This is a genomic window from Yersinia sp. IP36721 (assembly GCF_003634395.1).
GTDB classification, from domain to species: domain Bacteria; phylum Pseudomonadota; class Gammaproteobacteria; order Enterobacterales; family Enterobacteriaceae; genus Yersinia; species Yersinia entomophaga.
This window is the reverse complement of the sequence record NZ_QCZL01000031.1, coordinates 1-23,020: the sequence shown is the minus strand read 5'-3', so window position 1 is coordinate 23,020 and position 23,020 is coordinate 1. Positions and strand designations below refer to the sequence as shown.

Genomic DNA, 23,020 nt, shown 5'->3' with positions numbered 1-23,020 from the left:
TCATGACCACAAAGGCCACAACTGCCAGTGTGCTGGAGTCATCCCTGCGCCCAGTTCGGGCGCAGCTAGACCTTGCCATTGAGCAGACTACCGGCATCGCACAGCGTTCTGTAGAGAGCGCGACTGTTTTACTCAACCAAGCGCAGTCCCTATGTATTGAACAACTCAACATCGAGACTGACGAGTACAACCTATTATTCGACCGTTTAGAAAAAACTGAAAACGACCTAATTACGAAATCCTTGGCGCTAACACAAGTGCAGGAACGCATAGAAAATGCCGATCTAGCAGTGGCTGAAGCCAATGCACAGCGAGACAGTATTTCAGCCAAATACAACCTTTCACTTTCAGACCAACGAGTATTGGCTACTGAGGTGAATCGGCTAAAGTCACTGAATCCTGAAAAAATGAAAATCCAGATCATTCGACTGAAAGATGATCTGGAGAATAAGCGCACACTGTTAAATCAGCAATTGACGGAGATTCGGCGATACAAAAAAGAGGTAGCAGAAAAAACCAGCAAACTGGCTGTCATGGTTAATGTTAATGAGCAATTGAATAATGTTGTTTCTGACCTCACCAACCGGATCCAGCGTATGGATGGTGACGTCGAGCCAACCTACTATCGTGGCAATGATGACATTGAGTTTTACTTTTATACCTTCCAGTGGGGGCTGAAACTGCGCTCAGGCGATTACGATATGCAACTAATTAACGATATTGACTGGCATATTGAAATTCGTTCCACCAACGGCATTGGCCTGATCGTCTCTGTCAATGAGTGGGCATTACCCGTCTATCCCATGGTTGATGACTTCGAACAGAACTGGCCAGATGGCCTAACCCCGGCTATTACCCAACGTATTCGTGATCTGCTTGAGCCTACTCACCCACACTTAGTTAAGCGTGCTGAATGGGCAGAATCAGTGCTTACCGAAACCCTCCCTTTGAAAGAGCAACATTTAGAACTGCTAGCCCGTGCCGGGATCCATTCTTTGCTTGATGTTGTCCGCCGAACGCCGGATATGCTGGCTCATGCCGTCAAAGGCTTCGGGATTGCCAGCGCCCGCCAGGTACATGCTCAATGTTCCAGGATCGTGAAAGACTGGGAATTAGAGCAGAAACAGAAGGAAGCCGCATGATGGATGAGGAACTGAACCAGAGTACCGGCAGCTACTTTAAAGAAGATGACCGGGGAGACTATACCGCTCGTATCATCTGGCTAATGCGCTCCCGCGCAGAGATCCGCAGCGGTAATCCCTATCGACCCATGCCAAAGCCGATTTATCCCGGTGATGACCAATGTGATGCCATTCCTCAGGTGAATACAGTCGATATCGGTATCCGTAAGCGCTACTCACTGGAAGTGTTGTTGGCTATCTATCAGTTTCACCGCGCTGGCCACAATGAAAACTTGATCGCCAGTGATACCGGTATCCCAGCGGCTACTATCCGTAAAATGCTCGAGCATAAAACTCAAACCCAACGCAAAGCCTGGCAACTGGCTCACCAGCTCCGCATTCCCGCTAAGAGAGACATTATCAGCCGATTATTACGGGAGGTTTAGTTGTAGAGGAAAAGCCCATGAGTATGGGTAATCAATTTCGAAAAAATAAACTGAGGACTGACCAATGACCAACGAAAAACTAACCGCTACTACACAACCAAAAACAACAAGCCTGGCTACGGACATTGCAGCTCACTGCTTAGCCTTCGAGCAGTCGCCGGATTATTCAGCGATGTTACAAAAACACGTTGCCAATTTGTACGAAAATACCATCAAAGAAACCCTTGATTGGGCGACTTCCCTCGAGCAGTCAAGAAAGCGCTGGAATCCGCTTTACCGGCCAATATTTCCGATATGGTCGATCTGCCGCGCTACAACATCCTTATGGCTAAGACGTTGGAAGAAAGTTGGACGCTCAATGCCGTTGGGGAACAATTGACCGCTGGCATGCAAAAGATCGTGCTGGATTTCATTAAGTCTGAACAGACGCCAAAATACATCAAAGCGTCAGACCTGTGGGAAGCTTATGTTGAGCAGCACAAGGAAGAAGCGGCGCAAGAGGGATGGGAACGGCCTGAAGTACTGATGGAAATGAGCGAACATGATGGTTTCCGCATGGGGATCGAAAAAGAGCCGGCAGGAGAAAGTTCATCGTTATTCAGTTCGTCACGAAAGAAAACACACCCATTCCAGTTCACGGACAATCTCTATTTTTCTCGTGAAGGTGAGTACATTGAGATTGAGGGCCAGCGCCGCCAAGAAAAAGTATGGGCAGAAGTTGATGGCCTTCCGGTCTACAGCCTGTACTCCGGTAAGTTGGATGGTGATGTGATCGGTAAAAAAGTCATCACGTTCCGCGGCAAATTTGAAAAGCTAGTGGCAGCATTGTACTACGGCGATAGCCTGCTGCTATTAGACGAATCCGACGCGGATGAAGTTTATTACCCCAACAATTATTAACCTTTAATAACAAATCCGAATTAGCTTCGTTATGCATTGGCTTAATAATTCCAAATAATATCCCCCAATAAATCCCCAGTAATCATTAATTATATTCCTGCCAGCAGGCTGGGGGTTATTTCATTCAATTAAAGAGTCATCCCATGTTTGGATTGTTTCTATACGTCTGCTTTACATTCCAACCCTGCCAGTACGAACCGCAAGGTTATATCTATCCCGATGATAAAAACTGCCTGGCTGACATTCAACAGCAAGGTCTGCCACCTGAATATGAATGCCTGCCAGTCGATGGCGTTCTCTTTGCGAGGAAGCAATGATGATCAAGACAATTACAGCTGTACCGGTCGAGCGCGATGAACGTGGTTTCTGGACACACCCTGATTACTTTGAGCCAGAAAATGGCCGGGAGTTTGGTGTTGAAGGTGAATTCAAAGCATGGAAAGCATTAAACCGCGTCACTGGCGCGTTGGGATGGATGGAGGGCGAAGATAACGCTGATGAGTTAAATGCCGCGTATGAAAGTGGTGATTGCAATATCAGTACGTGGCAACCCACACCACCAGCGGGTGACGGTTGGTTTATGGCTTCAATACATGACACAGAAGACGGCCCAGTATGTTACTGGCTTCGCCCTATCGAATGCGATCCTGATGCTTTAGCAAGCCACCGCGAACAATGCCATATCGAAGCATTAAAAACTGAATTTCTAATTAAGCACCAAACTGCCGTTACAGCTTCACATCAATATTTTGCAGCCTGTGATTTGGGTGAAGAGCGTATTTTTGCTGGTGAAATTTATGAGCGCCTACGAACAGCTACTAGGCAATAAGGTGGGAAAAAATCAAATCAACAATTCACAAGGCCATGCATTACAAAGCGCCTTTATCCGTGTGGTTCCTGTTACTTGCCGTGATATTCACAGCGGCAGTAACTGGGATTATTTATCTAACTGTTCTTGTTTATTGAGGTAGGTGAAATGTCTAATCAATTAGAGCTTTGCCATCAGGAATTACTGCAACACACTATCGAAGCAATCTGCACCGCTGGTTAACGGAAATAAACGCATTACCGATCTGTAAACATTCCCTACAACTTTACGAATATTCATAGCCCCTTACCACCCCAGACCAAACGACCATAATAGGGCGTAGCATCGTTGCGCCCTTTCCTACTGAGGAAAGACCAATGACCAAATTACTGACATTAGAAGAATGGGCGGAAGAAACCTACCGCAGCAAGCAACCAACTCCCCAGACACTTCAGCGCTGGGCGCGAGGCGGTAATATTTACCCGGCCCCTGAAAAACATGGGCGGGAATATCGTGTGCAGCCCGGCGCTATTTATATTCAGCCTAAAAGCTACCGGCTGGCAAAAGAAATACTTAAAACATCGCCCAGTACAAGTTCATCACTGATAGAGAGAATTAATCATGGCATCAAGGCCAAAACGATATGATGCCAACTTACCAAAAAATCTGACCTATCGGCGATATTACAAATCTTATTACTGGCGAAATCCACTTACTGGAAAAGAAATTCCTCTGGGACAAATCGCCCGGAGGGATGCCATATCTCAGGCCATCCAGGCTAACAATTATATTGAATCAAACTTTCAGCCAGTGGCCCTCCTTGAACGATTGCAAGCCCCCGCCCCCACTCCTGCGGCTAAAGCTGAAGTTAATACCGTAGCGCGTTGGCTAAAGCGCTATTCAGGACTATTAAAGCGTCGCGAACTGGCCGAGAACACCATGAAAATGCGAGTTCTGCAAATCGGATATATTAACCAAGAATTTGGAGATAAGCCGATCGAGGCTATTACCACTAAGCATATTGCTGATTTTATTAATACCTATGTCGATAATGGTAAAAGTTCGATGGCGGTTAATTTGCGCTCTGTTTTATCAGACGTTTTCAGAGAGGCCATAGCTGATGGATTAATTAGCCGCAATCCTGTGGAAGCAACCCGGACGCCGTCACCAAAAGTTAAGCGAGAGCGGCTCGACTATGAAGCCTTTTGCAAGATTTATGAGGCAGCCGGCCAACAACAGAACTGGGTTCAACTCAGCCTGGCATTGGCTCTGATTACCGGTCAGCGCCGTGATGATGTGCGGCAATTAAAAAGAAGCGACGTGCATGACGGCAAGCTTTGGATAGTCCAGAGTAAAACCAAGATGCAGATAGCGATATCGCTATCACTGCGGTTGGAAATAATGAATACCAGCGTAGGGGAGATCATTGCAAAATGTTTAATGGAAAGTAAAAGTGAATTCTTGATTAGCTCAGCCAGTAAAACGGCCGGCCGGGAACCAGGTGCACTTAATGCCGACTCGCTCACTAAAGCATTTGTTAAGGCATTGAAGGCTACCGATCTGGTTTATGAAGTCTCCCCGCCCAGTTTTCATGAAATCCGCAGCCTGGCATCGCGGTTGTATGAAGCGGAATACGGTAAGGAATTTGCACAGAAACTGCTCGGTCACAAGTCGATGAAAATGACTAATGTATACCTGGATTCACGTAAAAATGAGTGGGTAGAAATTTAGGCCGAGTATAGGATTTCGTGGAAATTTCGTTTATTTTCGTTTGCTGTAAAATAATTGCTTTAAAATCAACTAATTAAAAAAAGACCGAATACGATTCCTATATTCGGTCTAGGGAAATGGCTCTTGGGAGAGAGCCGTGCGCTAAAAGTTGGCATTTCATGCAGGCTTATTCAGCCGTACTACTTAAGCGTAGTAGACGACCCACGTTTTACCAACTTTCGACATAATAACTTAATAATCACTCAGGTTAACTAATAGCTTCTTAGTTAGTCCACTGGTAATTATGAGATTATTCAAACGCTATCCCGGCGGGCATATCCGCTTTCGCCCTATTTTTCACACAGAGTTTGAGCTCGTTGCTGGAAAGGTTGCAGGCTCATTTTTTTGCCCGGATTATCTTTGTCTTCCAAAACCAACGGATCTAATGATGAAGCCAATACTTTTCCTGATTTCATCTGCTCAGTTGCTACTTCATTGAGAGGATATTGCGCTAGTGTACTGGGATTAATCACGAACAGCGCATTACCTGAGCGGCACTCCAGCATCACTTCTTCACGCGTGAATGCCCATTGCTTGCCAAATTCAAACTTACTGACCGTGATAATCTTTGATGCTGCCGCAGCATTAGCAGCCAGAAGCAAAAGAGAAAGCGTTAGCGCGAAACCCTTCATGTTAACTATTCCTAAGTTAGCTGATTGACCTGATTTTCCTGCATCTAACCCTAAAGAAGCAAGCCTTGTTCCCTGCTAGTTAGCCCTCTAGCCGCTTATACCGGCTCAAATGTAGCAAAGGTGCTCACCAAAAGTAGAACCGCCGCCCCTAGTACCACCTCAAACCAAGCGTTCATCACCAGCCAATAGTGCGCTTTTTCCGGTAAATGACGAATTGCTGGAACCACGCGATACCTATTGATTACCGCAATGATAATCATCAAAACAACCAAGACAATTTTGCACCAAAGCAATCTCTGATATGTCGAGGTGAAATCCAGGGGCCAACCACGCAGTATAATGAAACTATTAATCATTCCGGTGACAACCACCAGCACGACAGCCAAATGACCCCAACTGGAAAAACGGATTAAAGTATGGATAGCGGCGGGTTTATGCTGACTATTGCGGGTATAGGGCAGGCAAACCAGCAAAGGTAAAAGACTACCGAACCAATAACCGGCGCTGAAAAGATGCAGAATTTGATTCGACTGATGTATCCAGCCAATTATGCCATCATGCATCGCCGCATGACCGATAAAAGCCAAGCTAGCCAGTAACAGCGACGAACAGGCGACCATCAGAGCCGAAAAATATGATTTTCGATTGAAAAACAACAGCAGGATACTGATGAAAGACAGTGCGAGATGCCACTGCCAAACCTGGCCGAAACGCGTGCCCAGCACTAACCCCCACACGGGAAACTGGTAGGTATCTGCCCATCCATCGCCCATAATTCCAGCCTGAATGGACAGCAGGCCGACGGCAGAAAATGCCGCGACTAGCGTACTGCTAGCCAGCAAGGGTTGAAGGCGTTGTTGTAATGTTAGAGCGAAACGGTCGGATGACAATATGGCGGTGAATACGCTGACACCAAACATCAGCATCACCGCCATAAAATGCACAAAGCGACACAGGACAAATAAGGCCGCTAAAGACATATTATTTTACAGTGAAGCTGTAATTGCCTTTGGTTTTGTGGCCATCAACGGACACCACATGCCAGGAAACATTATACTTCCCTGCGCTTAGCGCATTATCCAACGGCAAAATCAACTGAGTGTTATTAACCGGGTCAAGTTTTAACGCGCCGGTTTTCACCGCGTTATTATCTGGCCCCGTCACCTTCACACCGCTGAAACCCAACTCGATCCCTTCGGAAAAATTAAGTGTTAACGCTTCTGGAGCGGCACTTACCGTGGTATCGGCGGCAGGGGTTTCCACTTTCAAATGAGCATGAGCTAAAGCCTGCTGGCTGGAAAGGCCAACAAACAAAACAACCAGTGCAGAAAGCATGCGGCAGGATGAACGTACTTTGTTAATTAACATAAAGTCCCTTAAATAAATTGGGGTAAAAAAATCGCTGCTACCAACTTTACCCTATATTGGCGGCGTAAACCCCGATCGCTTCCAGTTGGATGTACTACATGTGAGATACCACACAAAATAAACTGCCGACATCGGATAAGTGGTCGAAAAGCCACCGGATGCTCACTTGAAGTCATCCGTTTCCGTATGTTAGCCATGAATAATAATGAGTTGAGAGTATGAAGTCGAGCTTACAGGCACAGACAAGAAATGGTTTCAGGCAGGGATGACACAAAATAAAAAACCGCAGCCTCTGTCGATAACAGAGAAACTGCGGTTATAGCTCAAAAGATAGAATTAACCTTGAGAATGGATTTGCGCGCTGGTGGCCATGTTCTTCAAATCTTTATCGATAAAGAACAGAGAATTACCGCTGTTACCCACCAGAGCCAATTTATCCAATACGGATTTGAACAGTTTTTCTTCTTCATGCTGTTCAGAAACGTACCACTGTAGGAAGTTGAACGTCGAGTAATCTTGCGTAGTCATGGCAACATGTGCCAGTTCATTGATCTTGGTGGTGATCAATTGCTCATGTTCATAGGTCAGCTTGAAGACATCAGCTAACGAGCCAAACTCTACCGGGGGCGCACTGATGGTGCCCAATATCGGCATCGAACCTGTGCCGCTCAGGTATTCAAACAAACGCTGCATATGCTGCATCTCTTCCTGCGAATGTTCTTTCAAGAAAGCGGCCGCACCTTCAAAACCTTTATCGCTGCACCATGCACTCATTTGCAAATAAAGATTGGCAGAATAGAATTCTAAATTGAGTTGCTCATTGAGCTTTTGAGCCATTTCTTTCTTCAACATAATTAGTCCCTAGTTTTTATCATGCAGGTTGGCAGGAGGTTATTTCACGTATTATGCCAACATAAACACAAAATAAAAACACCCTATTCACATTTAAAAAGATTAAAACAACAAATTGTATTAACTGCATGTTTAATATGAGGAAATAAATTATTTAATTAATCTGGGAAAAAGTGGGCAAATAACTTTGATAACTATTATCAACAAGCCCGCCAATAATAAAAGGAATCATTCTTATTTTTAATTTATTATTTAAAATAAACGCCAATCATTCTCATTTATTATTTGGCTCGCTATTTCTTCTCTACATTCCTCTCTGCCGTTATCCACACCCTCTTGCCATAGGGAGATGCCTGCATTATTTTCAACGCTGATTTGATACAATCCGCCGCTTAAGTCGAAAGAGGAGAAAACGATGGGTTACAACTTGGCAGAGCTTTCTGACGAAGAAACGGCAAAAATGAACGTCGATTTAGCTGCATCGGGCGTTGCATTTAAGGAACGCTATAACATGCCAGTGATCCCTGAACTGGTTGCCCGTGAACAGACGGAAAACCTGCGAGACTACTTTTTGCAGCGCCTCGCGCACTATCGGAGCGAATCGAATAAATTCTCACGTTTGCCTTATGAGCCTAAAATTAAGTAAGGCGACTGAAAGGTTCCCGCCAGCGTTTAGCCTGCGGGAACCCGATTATTTGGCAAATTTGTCCGTTGATAACATCAACTGATGCAATATCCCCGGCTCATCGAATGAATGCCCGGCACCTTCCACTATATGTAACTCTGCCTCAGGCCAACGATGGGCCAGATCCCAGGCATTTTTCACCTGACATGCCATATCGTAACGGCCGTGAACAATAACCGTCGGTATATGACGAATTAATGGAACATCATCCAGAAGCTGGTTGTCATGGGCCAAAAAACCGTTATGGGTGAAATAATGGTTTTCAATGCGGGCAAAAGCCAAGGCAAAATCATCCTCTCCGAATGAAACCGAGCTTTTAGTTGGTAATAACGTTACCGTCTCCCCTTCCCACAGGCTCCATAATTTCGCAGCTTCCAGCTGCACAGCCCGATCCGGGGATGTCAGACGTTTGCGATAAGCCGCGATCACATCCTTTTGCTCTTCTTCAGATAAAATGGATAATACCCTTTGCCATTTATCGGGGAAGAAACGGGATGCGCCGTCCTGATAGTACCAAAGCAATTCTTCTCTGCGCAGGGTGAAAATCCCCCGAAGCACCATCTCACTCACCCGCTCCGGATGCTTCTGCGCATAGGCCAATGCCAACGTAGAGCCCCAGGAACCGCCGAACACCAGCCATTGACCGACACCCGCCAGTTCGCGCAGACGCTCAATGTCTTCCACCAGATGCCAGGTAGTATTGTTATCCAGGCTGGCATGTGGTCTGGATTGCCCGCAGCCGCGTTGATCAAACAGCATCACTTTATACTTGGTTGGATCGAATAACTGGCGATGATATGGCGCAATGCCGCCACCGGGACCGCCGTGAATAAATACTGCGGGCTTTCCCTGCGGATTACCGCATAACTCCCAATAGATGCTATGCCCATCACCGGTTTCCAACCAGCCGCAATCGTAAGGCTCATAAGCCGGATAGAGTCCCCGTAATTGTCCCATCGCATTTTCCATTTTTGTTATTGATCACCTCTCTATAAAAGCCTATGCCTGACGCAGGGTCAACGACTAAAGAGGTCAAATAAAGCTGATTAATCATTTAAATACCGGTTATACGATCCCTATCGCGCATTTTTTATCGCCGTTGATGAGTCAATCATTAGGAAATGCGCTGCAGATTCCATAACCGATCATTACATCGGTTTCACTGGCAAAGGATGTTAATGTCGCTATTCCTCGTTAATATCAAGTATTACATTTTAATAATCATTATAATTAACAGCGTTTTAGCCTTTTCTCGACTTTATCTCCTTGCAAGTATTCGCTATTAGGGCCTTAATGAAGATGCGTACCAACCTAACCGAAGGTCATAGAGAGGCAAACCATGAGTAAGGGAATGGACAGCAAAAAGAACGCGAAGAAAAAACCACTGAAAACTCCGGCCGAAAAAAAGGCGGAGAAACGTGCGAAGAAGGCATCTTCTTCCAGCGCAGAGTAAAGGTTTTTCATCACGTTAAGTTAACCCGCTCAGGCGGGTTTTTTATTGCCTATAACTTAATTTATTCGGCTAAAATCGGCGCGGGCATAAGCGCAGTGTGGGATCAACAAGGCAACGCGATCGCCCAGATTAGCGGTAACACGAGGCTCTGGTGATTACCCGCCTGACTGAAGAAAGTTGGCAGGGACTGGCCAGTCTATTATGATCGCCAGATAAAACCGAATAATGGCCAGTCTCTGGAGAACACATGAATTTTCGCATTATTGATACTGAGACTTGCGGGTTAGACGGCGGGATCGTCGAAATTGCTTCGTTGGATCTGATTGATGGGCGAATCGTTAATCCGATCAGTGATTTAATCAGCCCGGACCGGCCAATTAGCCTTGAAGCTATGGCCATTCACCATATCACCGAAGAAATGGTGGAAGGTAAGCCTCGAATTGCTAAAGCCATTGGCCGATATCAAGGCAGTCAATATTATGTCGCGCACAATGCCCCGTTTGACCGAGGTGTCTTGCCGGAAATGGGCGGTGAGTGGATTTGTACCTATAAATTGGCGCGAGCACTGTATCCGGATATCAAATACAGTAATCAATATCTGCGTTATGCCCTGCGACTGGAAGTTACGCCACCGGAAAATCTTTATCCCCACCGCGCATTATATGACTGCTATATCACCGCCGCCCTGCTGCAACGCATAATTAAAGACTCCGGTTGGACCGCTGAGAAAATGGTTGAGCTGACGCAGGCCCCCCTGCTGTTACGGACGCTGAAATTTGGCAAGTATCGTGGGCAAAACATTGAACAGATAGCCCAGCAAGATCCGGACTATCTGCGTTGGATGCTGAAATCGGTGAAAGACCTGACTCCAGACATGCGCCATACCCTAACGCATTATCTGGAATCATAGGTAAATTAAGCCAGCGCGAGGATAAACGCGTATTCCAGTGCGATATCCTCGTAGGCTTTGAAACGACCTGATTTACCGCCGTGGCCGGAGTCCATATCGGTAAACAGCAGCAGTTGATGGTCGTCAGTTTTCATTTCCCGTAGCTTCGCGACCCATTTTGCCGGTTCCCAGTATTGCACCTGGGAATCGTGCAGGCCGGTCGTCACCAGTAAATGAGGATAATCCTGAGCGCGCACCTGATCGTAAGGGCTGTACTGTTTAATATAGTCGTAATAAGCCTTATCGTTCGGATTGCCCCACTCTTCGTATTCGCCAGTCGTCAACGGAATAGATTCATCCAGCATGGTCGTGACCACATCAACGAAAGGTACCTGCGCTACTACGCCTTTAAATAATTCAGGAGCCTGATTGATCACCGCGCCCATCAATAAGCCGCCAGCGCTGCCGCCCATAGCAAACACTCGTTCGGCGTCGCCGTAGCCTTGCTCGATTAAAGCCTTGGTTACATCAATAAAGTCGTTAAAAGTATTCATTTTGTTGAATAACTTACCGTCTTCATACCATTGCTGCCCCAGTTCGCCGCCGCCGCGAATATGCGCCAATGCGTAGACAAAACCACGATCTAACAGGCTCAGACGACTGCCGCTAAACGCTGGGTCCATACTGCTCCCGTAGGAACCGTAGGCATAAACCATGAGCGGGTTAGTCCCCGGCTTAAAGTGATCGCGATGATAAACCAGCGAAACGGGCACTTTTGCCCCATCCGACGCGCTCACCCAAATCCGTTCACTGCGATAATGTTCTGCCGTGAAGTTTTTCACTTCCTGCTGCTTCAGCAAAACCCGTTCGCCGGTATCCATATTGACTTCAAACAGCGAACTTGGCGTGGTCATGGAGGAATAACCGTAACGCAACAGCGCGGTATCCGGCTCTGGATTGTAGGCAAGCCAGGTGGTGTAGGTTGGATCGTCGAAGGCAATGGTTTTCTCTTCGCCGCTACGCCAGTGAATTTGCCGCAGATGCGTCAACCCCTGACTACGTTCTTCCACCACTAGCCAATCACGGAACAGGCTGAAGCCTTCCAGCATCACTTCAACTCGTGGCTCGATCAGGGTTTGCCATTGGCTTTCATCAGCCTGCTGGCTCTGATACAGCCCAAAATTCTTCCCGTTTTTATTCGAACGAATATAGAAATGCTGCTGATAATGATCCAAACCGTATTCATGATCCTGACGGCGCGGAGCAAACATTTGCGGCATCGCCTCAGCGTCATCGGCATCCAATAGCAGGATTTCCGAAGTGGTGGTGCTACCGAGGTGAATCAGAATAAAACGCTCCGAGGTGGTTTTTTCCAGGCTGACGTAAAAAGTATCGTCCTGTTCCTGATAGATAAGCTCATCCTGCTCTGGATCGGTGCCGATACGGTGGCGATACACCTGATAAGGCAGCAGCGTCTTTTCGTGTTTACGCACGTAATACAGGGTTTGCGAATCATTCGCCCACTCGAAATTACCCGAGGTATTGCGGATGACTTCGTCATGCCAGCGATCGTCGCTGATTTGTTTAACGCGAATATCATACTGACGGCGAGACAGAAAATCCTCCGCAACCGCCAGTAGCTGATTGTCCGGACTCACGTCCAAACCGCCTAAAGTATAAAACTCGCTGTCTGCAGCACGGATATTGCCATCCAGCAACGTATGCCATTCGGCATTGACCTCTTTAGGTTGGCGAACGTAAATAGCGTATTCATTGCCCGGTTCATAGCGAGTTTGGTAACGATATCCATTACGCACATAAGGAACCGAGGCTTCCTGTTGAGGGATCCTCGCTACCATCTCCTGATACAAGCTTTCCCTCAGCGGTTGCTGAGGCTGTAACACCGCTTCGGTGAAATCATTTTCCGCCTGCAGGTAGCGTAATACTTCGGGATTGCTCCGTTCATCATCGCGGAGCCAATAGTAATCATCTACACGAGTATCGCCGTGCAAAGTCATGGTATGAGGGCGCTTGGCCGCCTTTGGAGGTGTGATCATCTGTGAATTATCCGTATCAATATATGTTTGCCAGAGTGACACGATTAACGCACGATGCCAAGAGCACCTGCACGTTTTCGGCAAATCCGATGTCGTGGTAACCATATGATAAATAAGAGGTGTATCGAGAGGCAACGTAAACAGTCGTTGAATAATTCGGAGAAACTATAATCAGCGCCGAATGCCGTTCCTGCGAATCGGGATTTCAGTCAGAAAGCGGCACTCGGACACTGTCATTCAAAATAGCCTGAGCGACTAAAACCTGTCTAAATTTAACCTGTTACTGCGGCAAACTGTAGGTTATCGTCCCTTCAACGCAGTTCAGAACCACGTCGTAGCTTTTATTCGCTTTGGTCCCGCGCACCGTCAGCGGCACTTCCCAGATATCGTCTTTCCCATTGATATCATCTGGACTCACCCAGGCCACCGGCGTTGCGGTTCCCAGCAGCTTTTTATCAGACTCCCAACGGACAATGCGATTTTGCAAAAAGTCACGTTTCACCTGAGTCGCCACCTTGGCCTGAGTCAATCCCACGCAGGCGGGGAACTTCGCAGTGCGTTGCTCCTGCTCGTGGTTTTGAGCCGATGCAGCCATGCTACCCAGCGCCATCATCATCGCAGTCAAAGTGAATGCCGTTTTTTTCATTGCTCCTCCAATCGTTATTATTTCTATCCGGAGGTGCAGCAAAAGATCGCGTTGTAGGTTACAGAGTGAATTCCATTACAGAACTAGCACTGGGTAAATTCGATCACATAAAATTGCTGCAAACCGGGATAGATCTCCTTTATCACCTTTTTCAGTTCATCCAATGACATGTTTTCCTGCTTCGCATGGCGTTCAGTTAATGCGTCCAATGTCACTGGCGTCACTGACTTCACTTCAATGTGGCAAAAAAATACGCCATCCTCATTGCGGCAAACCCGCAAAACTTCACCGGGTTGAAAATCGGATTCACTGCTATCACGAATAGTAATGGTTTTACGATTCGCCAGAATATCCGCCTCAAAACGGCTGAAGAAGGTGATTTCACGATTCATTCTAGATCCTTTTTTCCCATTTTGCCGGGAGATAACTCATTAAGCCGCTTGAATTTCTTCGGTTTTGTCATTTTTCTTATTGGCAGCGCCTTTCTCTGCCTTGGTTTTCACCACAGGCTCCGCCGCTGCGGTTGGAGCAGCGCCACGTAAAATCTGCCCTAAAACATCTTTATTTTCAGCCAGATAGAAACTCAGCGCTTCACGCTGTTCTTCTTCCATCGTCAGAGGGGACTGCGACAACCATTCGGCCAGATTATCGGCCAAATCCAACATTTTATCGTATGCATCGGCTTCTTTTTTGGTTGTGAAAGTCATTTTTTCCTCACCCTGTCGTACTACAACGAATTTTACTTCAACGGCCATTTATTAGAGTCCTTTTACCAACCCGTAACTTTATTAATATCCGCGACGCCCCGAAGAGACACTCAGACATGATGGTAATCATTCCCTGCTGCGTTATTCACCTCAAAATGAAAGAACGAATTCCCTTCCAATAATAGGGATTTTGAAAACGATAAGTGGCGGATACATAAGCAGGAAATATTTAATCCGGAGAAATTATAACATAATGGGAAGCTCTCGTTGCGGCTCAGCGCTTCCCATTATTCGAAGTCATTCAACGGCAAATTGATGAACACTCATTTAGCGAACACGATTTTCGTAAATACGGATCTCAAACCCGGATTGGCATCCGCTACCGAAAAATGTGGTCAGGCTTTATTCCAGAACCTGAGTCATATAAGTTTTCACGGGCGTCATATCGCTACCCGGTTTATTGGCCTGGCGCTCTTTTACTTTATCCCGATTGGGTTGGAAATCAGGATAAACTCGCGTGGTTATTCCCAGTTTTTTCGCTTCCTTAAGTTCACTCACCGTCACGTCTCCGCCCCCAAAAGCGAAGAACTCACCACCTGAAGCTGGCGATGCTTTTGAGGCGACATAAGTCATATATGAACCCGTTAATCCCTTCGCCTTATCTATATCGTAGAGCACCTGCCAACTGCCTTTCTTTTCAGGAACATAAATTACATCGTCACAACTACTGGCTATTTCACCGCCGCCTTTGGCTTGTTCAGAAACAATCCCCAGCGTTTTAATTTCGAGTTTTTTTGCTAGCGAATAAACCGCTCCAATACCTACGCTGGTCGCCCCCGCGACCACCACTACATTATGTTTTCCGTGGTTGAGGCTGGCCTCTTTTAATGTAGATTCAAGTGAGGTTTGAAACGCTTCAACATCGTCGTACCCCATGCCGGAAAAGCCGCTAAAAACCAGCACCTGCTTTCCCTTAATATGCTGATCCAGCGCGGACTTTATCTCACCTGTTGGGGGTGCAAAATCATTAGGGTTAACCGAGGAAGAAGAAAGAGAAGCTGGGCGGAAAAATACTGCGGTCTGATTAATGGCAGGTATCATATTTAATACATTCCCTTTATTAAATGCGGTTAAATAGTCATTCCGTTGAGCGGAAGGAATGATTCCGGCCAGCTCAAACAAAAGAAATAAATATATAAATTCAATAACTTAAGCAGTAAATCCGTCAGTTATTAACATTCAATATAAGGGGCTGAAACGGAGCAACGCAATACACGCTACCCCGTAAAAATCGTTATTTACTATTTTAACAAACGTGCCTTGCAGTTTTTGCCTTTAATTTTACCTTGCTGCAATTGTTGTATAGCCCGTTTCGCACTGGCTTTGCGAATAGCAACGTAAGCATGAACTGGGAACATATCGATTTTACCGACGTCAGCCGCCGTCAAACCCGCATCGCCGGTCAACGCCCCCAAAATATCGCCTGGGCGAATCTTGGCTTTACGGCCACCGTCGATGCATAACGTCACCATTTCTGGCTCCAGCATGACATTGGCGCTGCGGCTCACTTGCTCCGCCGGCGTCCATTTCACTTTGATTTGCAGATAATCTTCAATGGCGTGCGCACGCCCCATTTCTGACGGCGTACACAGACTGACTGCCCGCCCGCTCATGCCCGCACGCCCGGTACGACCAATGCGGTGTACATGGACTTCCGGATCGAAAGCCAGTTCGAAGTTCACAACCAGTTCCAAATCTTTGATATCCAGACCGCGCGCCGCGACGTCGGTGGCAACCAACACTCGACAACTACGGTTAGAGAAGCGCACCAGCACCTGATCACGATCCCGCTGCTCTAAGTCACCGTGCAGCGCTAATACGCTGATTCCACGTGATTCCAGCGCATCGTAAACGCTCTGACAGTCTTTTTTCGTGTTGCAGAATACTACGCAGGACGCCGGTTGATAGTGGCTTAACACTGAGATCAGCAGCGGCAGACGTTTTTCACGAGTCGTTTCGAAGAATACCTGTTCGATCGCCGGTTCATCGCCTTCATCGGCCACTTCTACGTTCAGCGGCTCACGCTGTACTTTTGCGCTGATCTGTTCGATCCCCACCGGATAAGTAGCGGAAAACAGAAGCGTCTGGCGCTGCGGCGGCGTGTAGCTGATAACGTCATTGATCGCGTCAGTAAAGCCCATGTCCAGCATGCGATCCGCTTCATCCAGCACCAGCACTTTCAGATCGTCCAATACCAAGGTGCGTTTACGCAAATGTTCCTGAATGCGTCCCGGCGTGCCCACAACAATATGCGGCGCATGAACCAGAGAGTCCAACTGGTGCCCCATTGGCTGGCCGCCACATAGGGTCAGAATTTTAATATTTTGAGTAAAACGAGCCAAACGACGCAGTTCTTTACTGACCTGATCGGCCAGTTCGCGAGTTGGACAGAGTACCAATGCCTGAGTCACAAACTCACCCACGGCAATTTTATCCAGCAAACCAATGCCGAATGCGGCCGTTTTACCACTGCCCGTTTTGGCTTTGGCCCGAACATCTTGCCCGTTCAGAATGGCCGGTAACGCGGCGGCCTGTACCGGCGTCATTTCGGTATAACCGAGTTCATTAAGGTTCGACAACTGCTCGGCAGGCAGCGTTAGGGAAGAAAAGGACGTTGTGCTCACGGCGGTAACTCTTATATAACGGAATGGATTGAAAGCGATGCCTGAAGGCAAGCGCAATATTTGCGGCGATAATAGCAGAGTTGAGGCCTTTTCTTGAGTTAAAGCGTAAAAAAGCGCGGGGAAATCTGCGTTTTTCTCCTGTAACCCTAGATATGGGTCAAATGCATCCCTTTCGATATCTTCGCCCCCCTGATTGCTCCAGACCTTACTTTGCTGAATTTATCCGCACTCAAACCTGTTTTTTGCCCTAAGCGCTGCCCGCGCAATCGTTTTCGTATATACTGCGGCGGTTTCTTCCTCGCATATTATCTTGCTGATGTAGGTATCGAATTATGTTAACCATTGGAACTGCTTTGCGCCCCGGCGCAACCCGTGTGATGCTGCTTGGCTCTGGCGAACTGGGCAAAGAAGTGGCGATTGAATGTCAGCGCCTTGGGCTGGAAGTGATCGCCGTCGATCGCTATGCCGATGCGCCTGCTATGCACGTCGCCCACCGCAGTCACGTGATTAATATGCTGGATGGGGCGGCGCTCAAACGAATTGTGGAGCTGGAAAACCCCCACTACATCGTGCCGGAAATTGAAGCCATTGCCACCGATATGCTGGTGGAGCTGGAGCTTATGGGTCAACACGTAGTGCCCTGCGCCGAAGCCACTCGCCTGACAATGAACCGTGAAGGCATTCGTCGTCTGGCCGCAGAAACGCTGGGATTACCCACTTCCAGCTACCGTTTTGCCGATACCGAAAGCCGCTTCCGTCAAGCCGTGGCCGAAATCGGTTATCCGTGCATTGTGAAACCAGTGATGAGTTCCTCTGGCAAAGGGCAAAGCCTGATCCGCAGTGAAGAGCAACGACAAACCGCATGGAATTATGCACAGCAAGGCGGTCGCGCCGGCGGCGGTCGGGTGATTGTGGAAGGTCTGGTTAATTTTGACTTCGAGATTACCCTACTGACCATCAGCGCCGTAGATGGTATCCATTTCTGCGCGCCGATTGGCCACCGTCAGGAGGAGGGTGATTATCGCGAATCCTGGCAGCCGCAGCAGATGAGCGAACTGGCGTTGCAACGCGCTCAGGCGATCGCGGCTAAAGTGGTTCAAACTTTGGGTGGCTACGGTTTATTCGGCGTGGAGCTGTTTATCTGCGGTGATGAAGTTATTTTCAGCGAAGTCTCCCCTCGCCCACACGATACCGGTATGGTCACGCTGATTTCACAAAATCTTTCCGAATTTGCGCTGCATGTTCGCGCCTTCCTCGGCATGCCAATCAGCCAGATTCGCCAGTATGGCCCCGCCGCCTCGGCGGTTATTTTACCTGAGTTAACCAGCCAGAATGTGGTATATCGCGGTTTGGGAAATGCGCTGCTGGGTGACGTGGACGTGCGTTTGTTTGGTAAACCCGAAATTGCCGGCAGACGGCGGATGGGCGTCGCGCTGGCCGTAGCCGAAACGGTAGAACAAGCCGTGGCCGTGGCGAAAAATGCCGCTGGGCAAATCACGGTCAGCCACAGCTAAAAATCCAAGGCTCTAGGAAGTGATACGAAACATCATGAAGGTTGCAGGCTAGTTTACCGAAACCTTCATGATGGCGATTGACTTTGGCTAGCTAGCCTTCGGATAACTTAGCTTCTGGTCACTGATAGTTATCACTAACCTTCGTAGTCATCCTCATACTCGTCCGCGTCTTTTTCATTGTCGCGGCGATATTCAGGATCGCTGTGTTCCTCAAAGTCTTCATCATCAAAGATGACCATTGCCTGAGGATCGTTTTTGTGGCGCTCGCGAATTTCTTCCGCAACCAGACCTATGGCTTCACCACTGCTCATCCCTTCGGACATCAGTTGGTGAATACGTTCAACAGCTTCCTGTTGCTCTTGGTGAGAAAGTGAGGGCATTCCCGCTAGCATTATCTGTCTCCTACGAATTAGCCGGCAAGTATACCCGTTTCTTTAGCGTAATAGGGAATTCCCTGTCAAGCCGCTACTGCCCTCGCCCACATAATCTGTGATAACCTTACAGGCCGAATCTTTTCCCCGAAATTATTTCACGAGTTGTCATGTCGTCAGTCGAAAAAAATACTCATAGCCTGCAAGCCAATGCTCCTTTCTGTAAAAGCCTGCCTTATCACCCCGATGCGTTGTTACGCTATTTCGCTCCGATTTCCACTTTGCCTTGGGCGATGCTGCTGCATTCGGGTTTTGCCGAGCATTCCCATAACAGGTTTGATATTTTGGTCGCTGAACCCCGCGTGCGTTTGATCACCCGAGGCAAAGAAACGGAAATCAGCGATTCCCTGAATACCCAATATTCAGAAATCGATCCTTTCGATTTATTACAGCAACAGCTGGATTGCTTGGGATTGACCTGCTCACCGAATCCAGACCTACCCTTTTTGGGTGGCGCATTAGGGCTATTTGGTTACGATTTAGGACGCAGAATCGAGGTCTTACCGGAGCTGGCACAGCAAGATATTCACTTGCCGGATATGGCCATTGGTTTGTATGACTGGGCGCTGATTGCCGATCACCAACGGCAAAAACTGACGCTAATTAGCCACGGGGATATAGAGCAACGCCATCAATGGCTCGAGCAGCAGCGCCCGGCTACGCCCCAGTCTTTCGAGCTGCAAAGCCCTTGGCAGGCCAATATGGCTCGTGAAGAGTACGGCGAAAAATTTCGTCAGGTACAGGAATATCTGCACAGTGGCGACTGCTATCAAATCAATCTGGCGCAACGCTTCAGCGCCGAATATCAGGGGGATGAATGGCAGGCTTTTTTACGCCTGAGCGCCAGCAATCGCGCGCCTTTCTCCGCATTTATTCGCCTGCCTGAACATACGGTGATCAGCGTTTCCCCCGAGCGTTTTGTCTGGCTAGAAAATCAACAGATCCAGACTCGGCCAATCAAAGGCACTTTGCCACGACTGAAAGATGCGGATGCCGATCGGCAGCAGGCTGAGCGCTTAGCCGCGTCACCCAAAGATCGAGCAGAAAACCTGATGATTGTGGATTTACTGCGTAACGATATTGGCCGCGTCGCTGAACCTGGCAGCGTTCGGGTACCGGAGCTGTTCGTGGTGGAACCTTTCCCTGCGGTGCATCATCTGGTGAGTACCATCACCGCCACCCTGCCGACGAATTGTTCGCCAACACAATTGCTGCGTGCCTGTTTCCCCGGCGGTTCGATTACCGGCGCGCCCAAAATCCGTGCCATGCAGATTATTGAACAACTGGAGCCTCATCGTCGTAATGGATATTGCGGAAACATTGGCTATATTAGTTGCTGTGGCACCATGGATACCAATATCACCATCCGTACCTTATTGACGGAAAAGGGTAAAATCTATTGTTGGGCGGGAGGTGGCATAGTGGCAGACAGTCAGGAGCAAGCCGAATATCAAGAAACTTTTGATAAAATCGCGCGCATTTTGCCATTATTGGGGGAGAACCCGCAGCCGTGAGTGGGATCAGTTTAGCCGAATTTATCAGTCGTTTTCAGCTTCAGTTGCCCCAGCCCGGCAGCCTGTCGGCTCATCATCATCGCGCGGCGGTGCTGGTGCCGATTATTTGTCGCCCAGAGCCGACGCTGCTGTTAACTCGTCGCTCCGCTCATTTACGTAAACACGCCGGACAAGTGGCTTTCCCTGGCGGCAAGGCCGATCCAGAAGATCATTCGCTGATTGAAACCGCTCTGCGGGAAGCGCAGGAAGAAGTAGCGATTCCTCCTGAATCGGTACGCGTGCTGGGTCAGCTAGGGCCACTGGATAGCTCGACGGGTTTTCAGGTCACGCCAATTGTGGGTCTTATTCCTGCGGACGTCCCCTTTCACGGTAATGAAGAGGAGGTTGCCGGTCTATTCGAAATGCCGCTATACGAAGCGTTAAGCCTTTCACGTTATTATCCACTGGATGTTCATCGCGCGGGCGCGCACCACCGGATTTACCTTTCCTGGTACGAAAGCCAATTTGTCTGGGGACTCACCGCCGCCATTATTCGCCGTCTGGCTCAGCAGGTCAGCATCGAACCGCGCTGAAACGCGTGATAACCATCACATCATCACGCGCTAACCCCCTCATTTTCAGCATAAAACGATCCCTATCACCTCACTTTTACCACTTTTACTCTATGTTCTCTGTATCGCAGTTTTTAAAAAAACTGTAAACAGGCCTGTCAGCGTTATGAAATACCTGTAAAATAGCTTCCTTCACTATAAACCACTAATAGTGTGGGGTTAATAACCCGTAAAAAAAGTCACTTATGTTGTTGGTTAACAGAGTGACCGTTGCTGTATCCGATCGATACCGCTAACACCAGTAAAAACAAAATAAACTAAGGCTCGCGATTACTTTATTTCATGCGAATAAAGTCACGAAAATTGACGAGTCAACCTACAATACCGATGTTCCCGTTGCGTAATTTTTAAACGCTTCGACCATAAAACATCGGCTTTAAACACAATGCCTTTTGAGGAGTTCTAGCGTGATTAGCGTTTTCGACATGTTTAAGATCGGCATCGGCCCGTCCAGCTCTCATACGGTTGGACCGATGAAAGCCGGCAAACAGTTTGTAGACGACCTGGTAACACAGGGACTAATGCCTTCTATCACGCGTGTGGCCGTGGAGGTTTACGGCTCACTGTCATTAACCGGTAAAGGCCACCATACTGATATCGCTATCATTATGGGGTTAGCGGGCAATATGCCTGACACCGTAGATATCGATAGCATTCCCGGTTTTATTCGCGATGTTGAGCAACGTGAAAAACTGATGCTGGCCAATGGCTTGCACGAAGTTGATTTCCCGCGTGAAGGCGGCATGGTTTTCCGTAGCGATAACCTGCCCCTGCATGAAAACGGTATGCAAATTCACGCCTTCGCTGGCGATGAAAAAGTGTACAGCAAAACTTACTATTCTATCGGCGGCGGCTTCATCGTCGATGAAGAACATTTCGGTAAAGCCTCAGTCAACGAGATTAGCGTACCTTATCCGTTTAACTCCGCTGAAGACATTCTGGCCCACTGTCGCACCACCGGGATGTCCATCTCCGGTATGGTGATGCAGAACGAGCTGGCCATGCACAGTAAAGAAGAGATTGATGCTTACTTTACGGCGATTTGGGACACTATGCGCGCCTGTATCGATCGTGGTCTGAATACCGAAGGGGTTCTCCCGGGTCCGCTACGCGTTCCGCGTCGCGCTTCTGCGCTACGCCGTCTGTTGGTTTCTTCCGATAAACTTTCCAGCGATCCAATGAACGTGATTGACTGGGTGAATATGTTTGCGCTGGCCGTGAACGAAGAAAACGCCGCCGGTGGACGCGTGGTGACTGCACCAACCAACGGCGCCTGCGGTATCGTTCCAGCGGTTCTGGCTTACTACGATCACTTTATCGAGCCTGTGACACCGGAAATCTTTATCCGTTACTTCCTCGCCTCCGGCGCTATCGGCATTCTGTATAAAATGAATGCGTCGATTTCCGGTGCAGAAGTGGGCTGTCAAGGTGAAGTGGGCGTAGCCTGTTCTATGGCGGCGGCCGGTTTAGCGGAGCTGCTGGGCGCTAGCCCGATTCAAGTATGCATTGCGGCCGAAATCGGTATGGAGCACAACCTGGGTCTGACCTGTGACCCGGTTGCCGGTCAGGTACAGGTTCCTTGCATCGAACGAAACGCGATTGCTTCGGTAAAAGCGATTAACTCCGCACGCATGGCAATGCGCCGTAGCAGCGAACCGCGCGTTTCTCTCGACAAGGTTATCGAAACCATGTTTGAAACCGGTAAAGATATGAATGCTAAATACCGTGAAACTTCTCGCGGCGGTCTGGCGATCAAAGTGCAGTGTAACTAAATATACAATGCAACTCACTGATGCCTTTTGCTAAACCGGCAAAAATAAATCAGCAAACGGGAGCCCAATCGGCTCCCGTTTTATTGTGCACAGAAAACCTCCAGCTAGGCTGGAGGTTCGGTAAAGCTTTCAGCTTTGAGCCAGTTATAAAAACCCCTTT

24 protein-coding genes are annotated in these 23,020 nt (G+C 48.1%); 12 read left to right on the top strand and 12 right to left on the bottom strand.

Annotated features, from left to right (window positions below; genetic code table 11):
- The first annotated feature begins 2 nt into the window (after positions 1-2).
- From DBA33_RS18335 to DBA33_RS18310, 6 genes are all read left to right on the top strand, one after another.
- Positions 3-1,142 carry a hypothetical protein gene (locus tag DBA33_RS18335; protein ID WP_120806942.1) on the top strand — a complete coding sequence of 380 codons (1,140 nt, stop codon included), beginning with the start codon at positions 3-5 and terminating at the stop codon, positions 1,140-1,142.
- The gene (locus DBA33_RS18330; protein WP_120806941.1) at positions 1,139-1,567 is read left to right on the top strand and encodes a hypothetical protein; all 429 of its coding nucleotides are present in this window, start codon (positions 1,139-1,141) and stop codon (positions 1,565-1,567) included. The genes DBA33_RS18335 and DBA33_RS18330 overlap by 4 nt, the downstream gene beginning before the upstream one ends.
- A 228-nt stretch (positions 1,568-1,795) precedes the next feature.
- The gene (locus DBA33_RS20810; RefSeq protein ID WP_205582788.1) at positions 1,796-2,467 is read left to right on the top strand and encodes a hypothetical protein; all 672 of its coding nucleotides are present in this window, start codon (positions 1,796-1,798) and stop codon (positions 2,465-2,467) included.
- A gap of 313 nt (positions 2,468-2,780) precedes the next feature.
- Positions 2,781-3,296, top strand: a complete 516-nt coding sequence (locus DBA33_RS18320; RefSeq protein ID WP_240442721.1) for a hypothetical protein — start codon at positions 2,781-2,783, stop codon at positions 3,294-3,296.
- A gap of 356 nt (positions 3,297-3,652) precedes the next feature.
- Positions 3,653-3,922: an excisionase gene (locus DBA33_RS18315; RefSeq protein ID WP_049688719.1), complete on the top strand. Its 270-nt coding sequence runs from the start codon at positions 3,653-3,655 to the stop codon at positions 3,920-3,922.
- Positions 3,897-5,006: a tyrosine-type recombinase/integrase gene (locus tag DBA33_RS18310; RefSeq protein WP_162975240.1), complete on the top strand. Its 1,110-nt coding sequence runs from the start codon at positions 3,897-3,899 to the stop codon at positions 5,004-5,006. Before DBA33_RS18315 ends, DBA33_RS18310 begins: the two co-directional genes overlap by 26 nt.
- A 329-nt stretch (positions 5,007-5,335) precedes the next feature.
- On the opposite strand, the gene DBA33_RS18305 is transcribed toward DBA33_RS18310, so the two are convergent.
- The 4 genes from DBA33_RS18305 to ftnA all read right to left on the bottom strand — a co-directional run bounded on the left by DBA33_RS18305 (position 5,336) and on the right by ftnA (position 7,897).
- Positions 5,336-5,677 (bottom strand): YebY family protein, encoded by a 342-nt coding sequence (locus DBA33_RS18305; RefSeq protein WP_064517998.1) that lies wholly within the window; start codon positions 5,675-5,677, stop codon positions 5,336-5,338.
- Positions 5,678-5,772: 95 nt separating this feature from the next.
- Positions 5,773-6,657, bottom strand: coding sequence for a copper homeostasis membrane protein CopD (gene copD / locus DBA33_RS18300; protein ID WP_064517996.1), 885 nt, complete (start codon positions 6,655-6,657; stop codon positions 5,773-5,775).
- Between the two features lies 1 nt (position 6,658).
- Positions 6,659-7,045 carry a CopC domain-containing protein YobA gene (yobA, locus tag DBA33_RS18295; RefSeq protein WP_064517994.1) on the bottom strand — a complete coding sequence of 129 codons (387 nt, stop codon included), beginning with the start codon at positions 7,043-7,045 and terminating at the stop codon, positions 6,659-6,661.
- A gap of 336 nt (positions 7,046-7,381) precedes the next feature.
- Entirely contained in the window at positions 7,382-7,897 is a 516-nt protein-coding gene (gene ftnA / locus DBA33_RS18290) for a non-heme ferritin (RefSeq protein ID WP_064517993.1), read from the bottom strand.
- 415 nt (positions 7,898-8,312) lie between these two features.
- On the opposite strand from ftnA, the gene DBA33_RS18285 reads away from it, so the two are divergent.
- Entirely contained in the window at positions 8,313-8,543 is a 231-nt protein-coding gene (locus tag DBA33_RS18285) for a DNA polymerase III subunit theta (RefSeq protein WP_064517991.1), read from the top strand.
- A gap of 45 nt (positions 8,544-8,588) precedes the next feature.
- Here DBA33_RS18285 and pip read toward each other — a convergent pair whose 3' ends face one another.
- The gene (gene pip, locus DBA33_RS18280) at positions 8,589-9,539 is read right to left on the bottom strand and encodes a prolyl aminopeptidase (RefSeq protein WP_064517989.1); all 951 of its coding nucleotides are present in this window, start codon (positions 9,537-9,539) and stop codon (positions 8,589-8,591) included.
- 743 nt (positions 9,540-10,282) lie between these two features.
- On the opposite strand from pip, the gene exoX reads away from it, so the two are divergent.
- Positions 10,283-10,945, top strand: a complete 663-nt coding sequence (gene exoX, locus DBA33_RS18275) for an exodeoxyribonuclease X (RefSeq protein WP_120806939.1) — start codon at positions 10,283-10,285, stop codon at positions 10,943-10,945.
- 5 nt (positions 10,946-10,950) lie between these two features.
- On the opposite strand, the gene DBA33_RS18270 is transcribed toward exoX, so the two are convergent.
- The 6 genes from DBA33_RS18270 to dbpA all read right to left on the bottom strand — a co-directional run bounded on the left by DBA33_RS18270 (position 10,951) and on the right by dbpA (position 17,018).
- Complete coding sequence (locus DBA33_RS18270; protein WP_064517985.1) at positions 10,951-12,981, bottom strand: prolyl oligopeptidase family serine peptidase; 2,031 nt, start codon at positions 12,979-12,981, stop codon at positions 10,951-10,953.
- Positions 12,982-13,261: 280 nt separating this feature from the next.
- Positions 13,262-13,627 carry a protein YebF gene (gene yebF, locus DBA33_RS18265; RefSeq protein WP_064517983.1) on the bottom strand — a complete coding sequence of 122 codons (366 nt, stop codon included), beginning with the start codon at positions 13,625-13,627 and terminating at the stop codon, positions 13,262-13,264.
- A gap of 83 nt (positions 13,628-13,710) precedes the next feature.
- Entirely contained in the window at positions 13,711-14,019 is a 309-nt protein-coding gene (yqfB, locus tag DBA33_RS18260; RefSeq protein WP_064517981.1) for a N(4)-acetylcytidine aminohydrolase, read from the bottom strand.
- A 39-nt stretch (positions 14,020-14,058) separates the two neighbouring features.
- Positions 14,059-14,382: a YebG family protein gene (locus DBA33_RS18255; RefSeq protein WP_120806938.1), complete on the bottom strand. Its 324-nt coding sequence runs from the start codon at positions 14,380-14,382 to the stop codon at positions 14,059-14,061.
- 354 nt (positions 14,383-14,736) lie between these two features.
- The gene (locus DBA33_RS18250; RefSeq protein WP_162975239.1) at positions 14,737-15,435 is read right to left on the bottom strand and encodes a hypothetical protein; all 699 of its coding nucleotides are present in this window, start codon (positions 15,433-15,435) and stop codon (positions 14,737-14,739) included.
- A 200-nt stretch (positions 15,436-15,635) separates the two neighbouring features.
- Complete coding sequence (gene dbpA, locus DBA33_RS18245; RefSeq protein WP_120806936.1) at positions 15,636-17,018, bottom strand: ATP-dependent RNA helicase DbpA; 1,383 nt, start codon at positions 17,016-17,018, stop codon at positions 15,636-15,638.
- Between the two features lie 332 nt (positions 17,019-17,350).
- On the opposite strand from dbpA, the gene purT reads away from it, so the two are divergent.
- Entirely contained in the window at positions 17,351-18,532 is a 1,182-nt protein-coding gene (gene purT, locus DBA33_RS18240) for a formate-dependent phosphoribosylglycinamide formyltransferase (RefSeq protein ID WP_064517973.1), read from the top strand.
- Positions 18,533-18,666: 134 nt separating this feature from the next.
- Here purT and DBA33_RS18235 read toward each other — a convergent pair whose 3' ends face one another.
- Positions 18,667-18,924, bottom strand: a complete 258-nt coding sequence (locus tag DBA33_RS18235; protein WP_064517971.1) for a YoaH family protein — start codon at positions 18,922-18,924, stop codon at positions 18,667-18,669.
- 149 nt (positions 18,925-19,073) lie between these two features.
- Between DBA33_RS18235 and pabB the strand changes: the two genes are divergently transcribed.
- The 3 genes from pabB (at position 19,074) to sdaA (ending at position 22,860) form a co-directional block, all read left to right on the top strand.
- Positions 19,074-20,477: an aminodeoxychorismate synthase component 1 gene (gene pabB, locus DBA33_RS18230; protein ID WP_064517968.1), complete on the top strand. Its 1,404-nt coding sequence runs from the start codon at positions 19,074-19,076 to the stop codon at positions 20,475-20,477.
- A complete protein-coding gene (locus DBA33_RS18225) occupies positions 20,453-21,049 on the top strand; it encodes a CoA pyrophosphatase (protein WP_064517966.1) in 597 nt (198 codons plus the stop codon). Before pabB ends, DBA33_RS18225 begins: the two co-directional genes overlap by 25 nt.
- A gap of 446 nt (positions 21,050-21,495) precedes the next feature.
- Entirely contained in the window at positions 21,496-22,860 is a 1,365-nt protein-coding gene (sdaA, locus tag DBA33_RS18220) for an L-serine ammonia-lyase (protein WP_049600486.1), read from the top strand.
- Positions 22,861-23,020 lie beyond the last annotated feature (160 nt).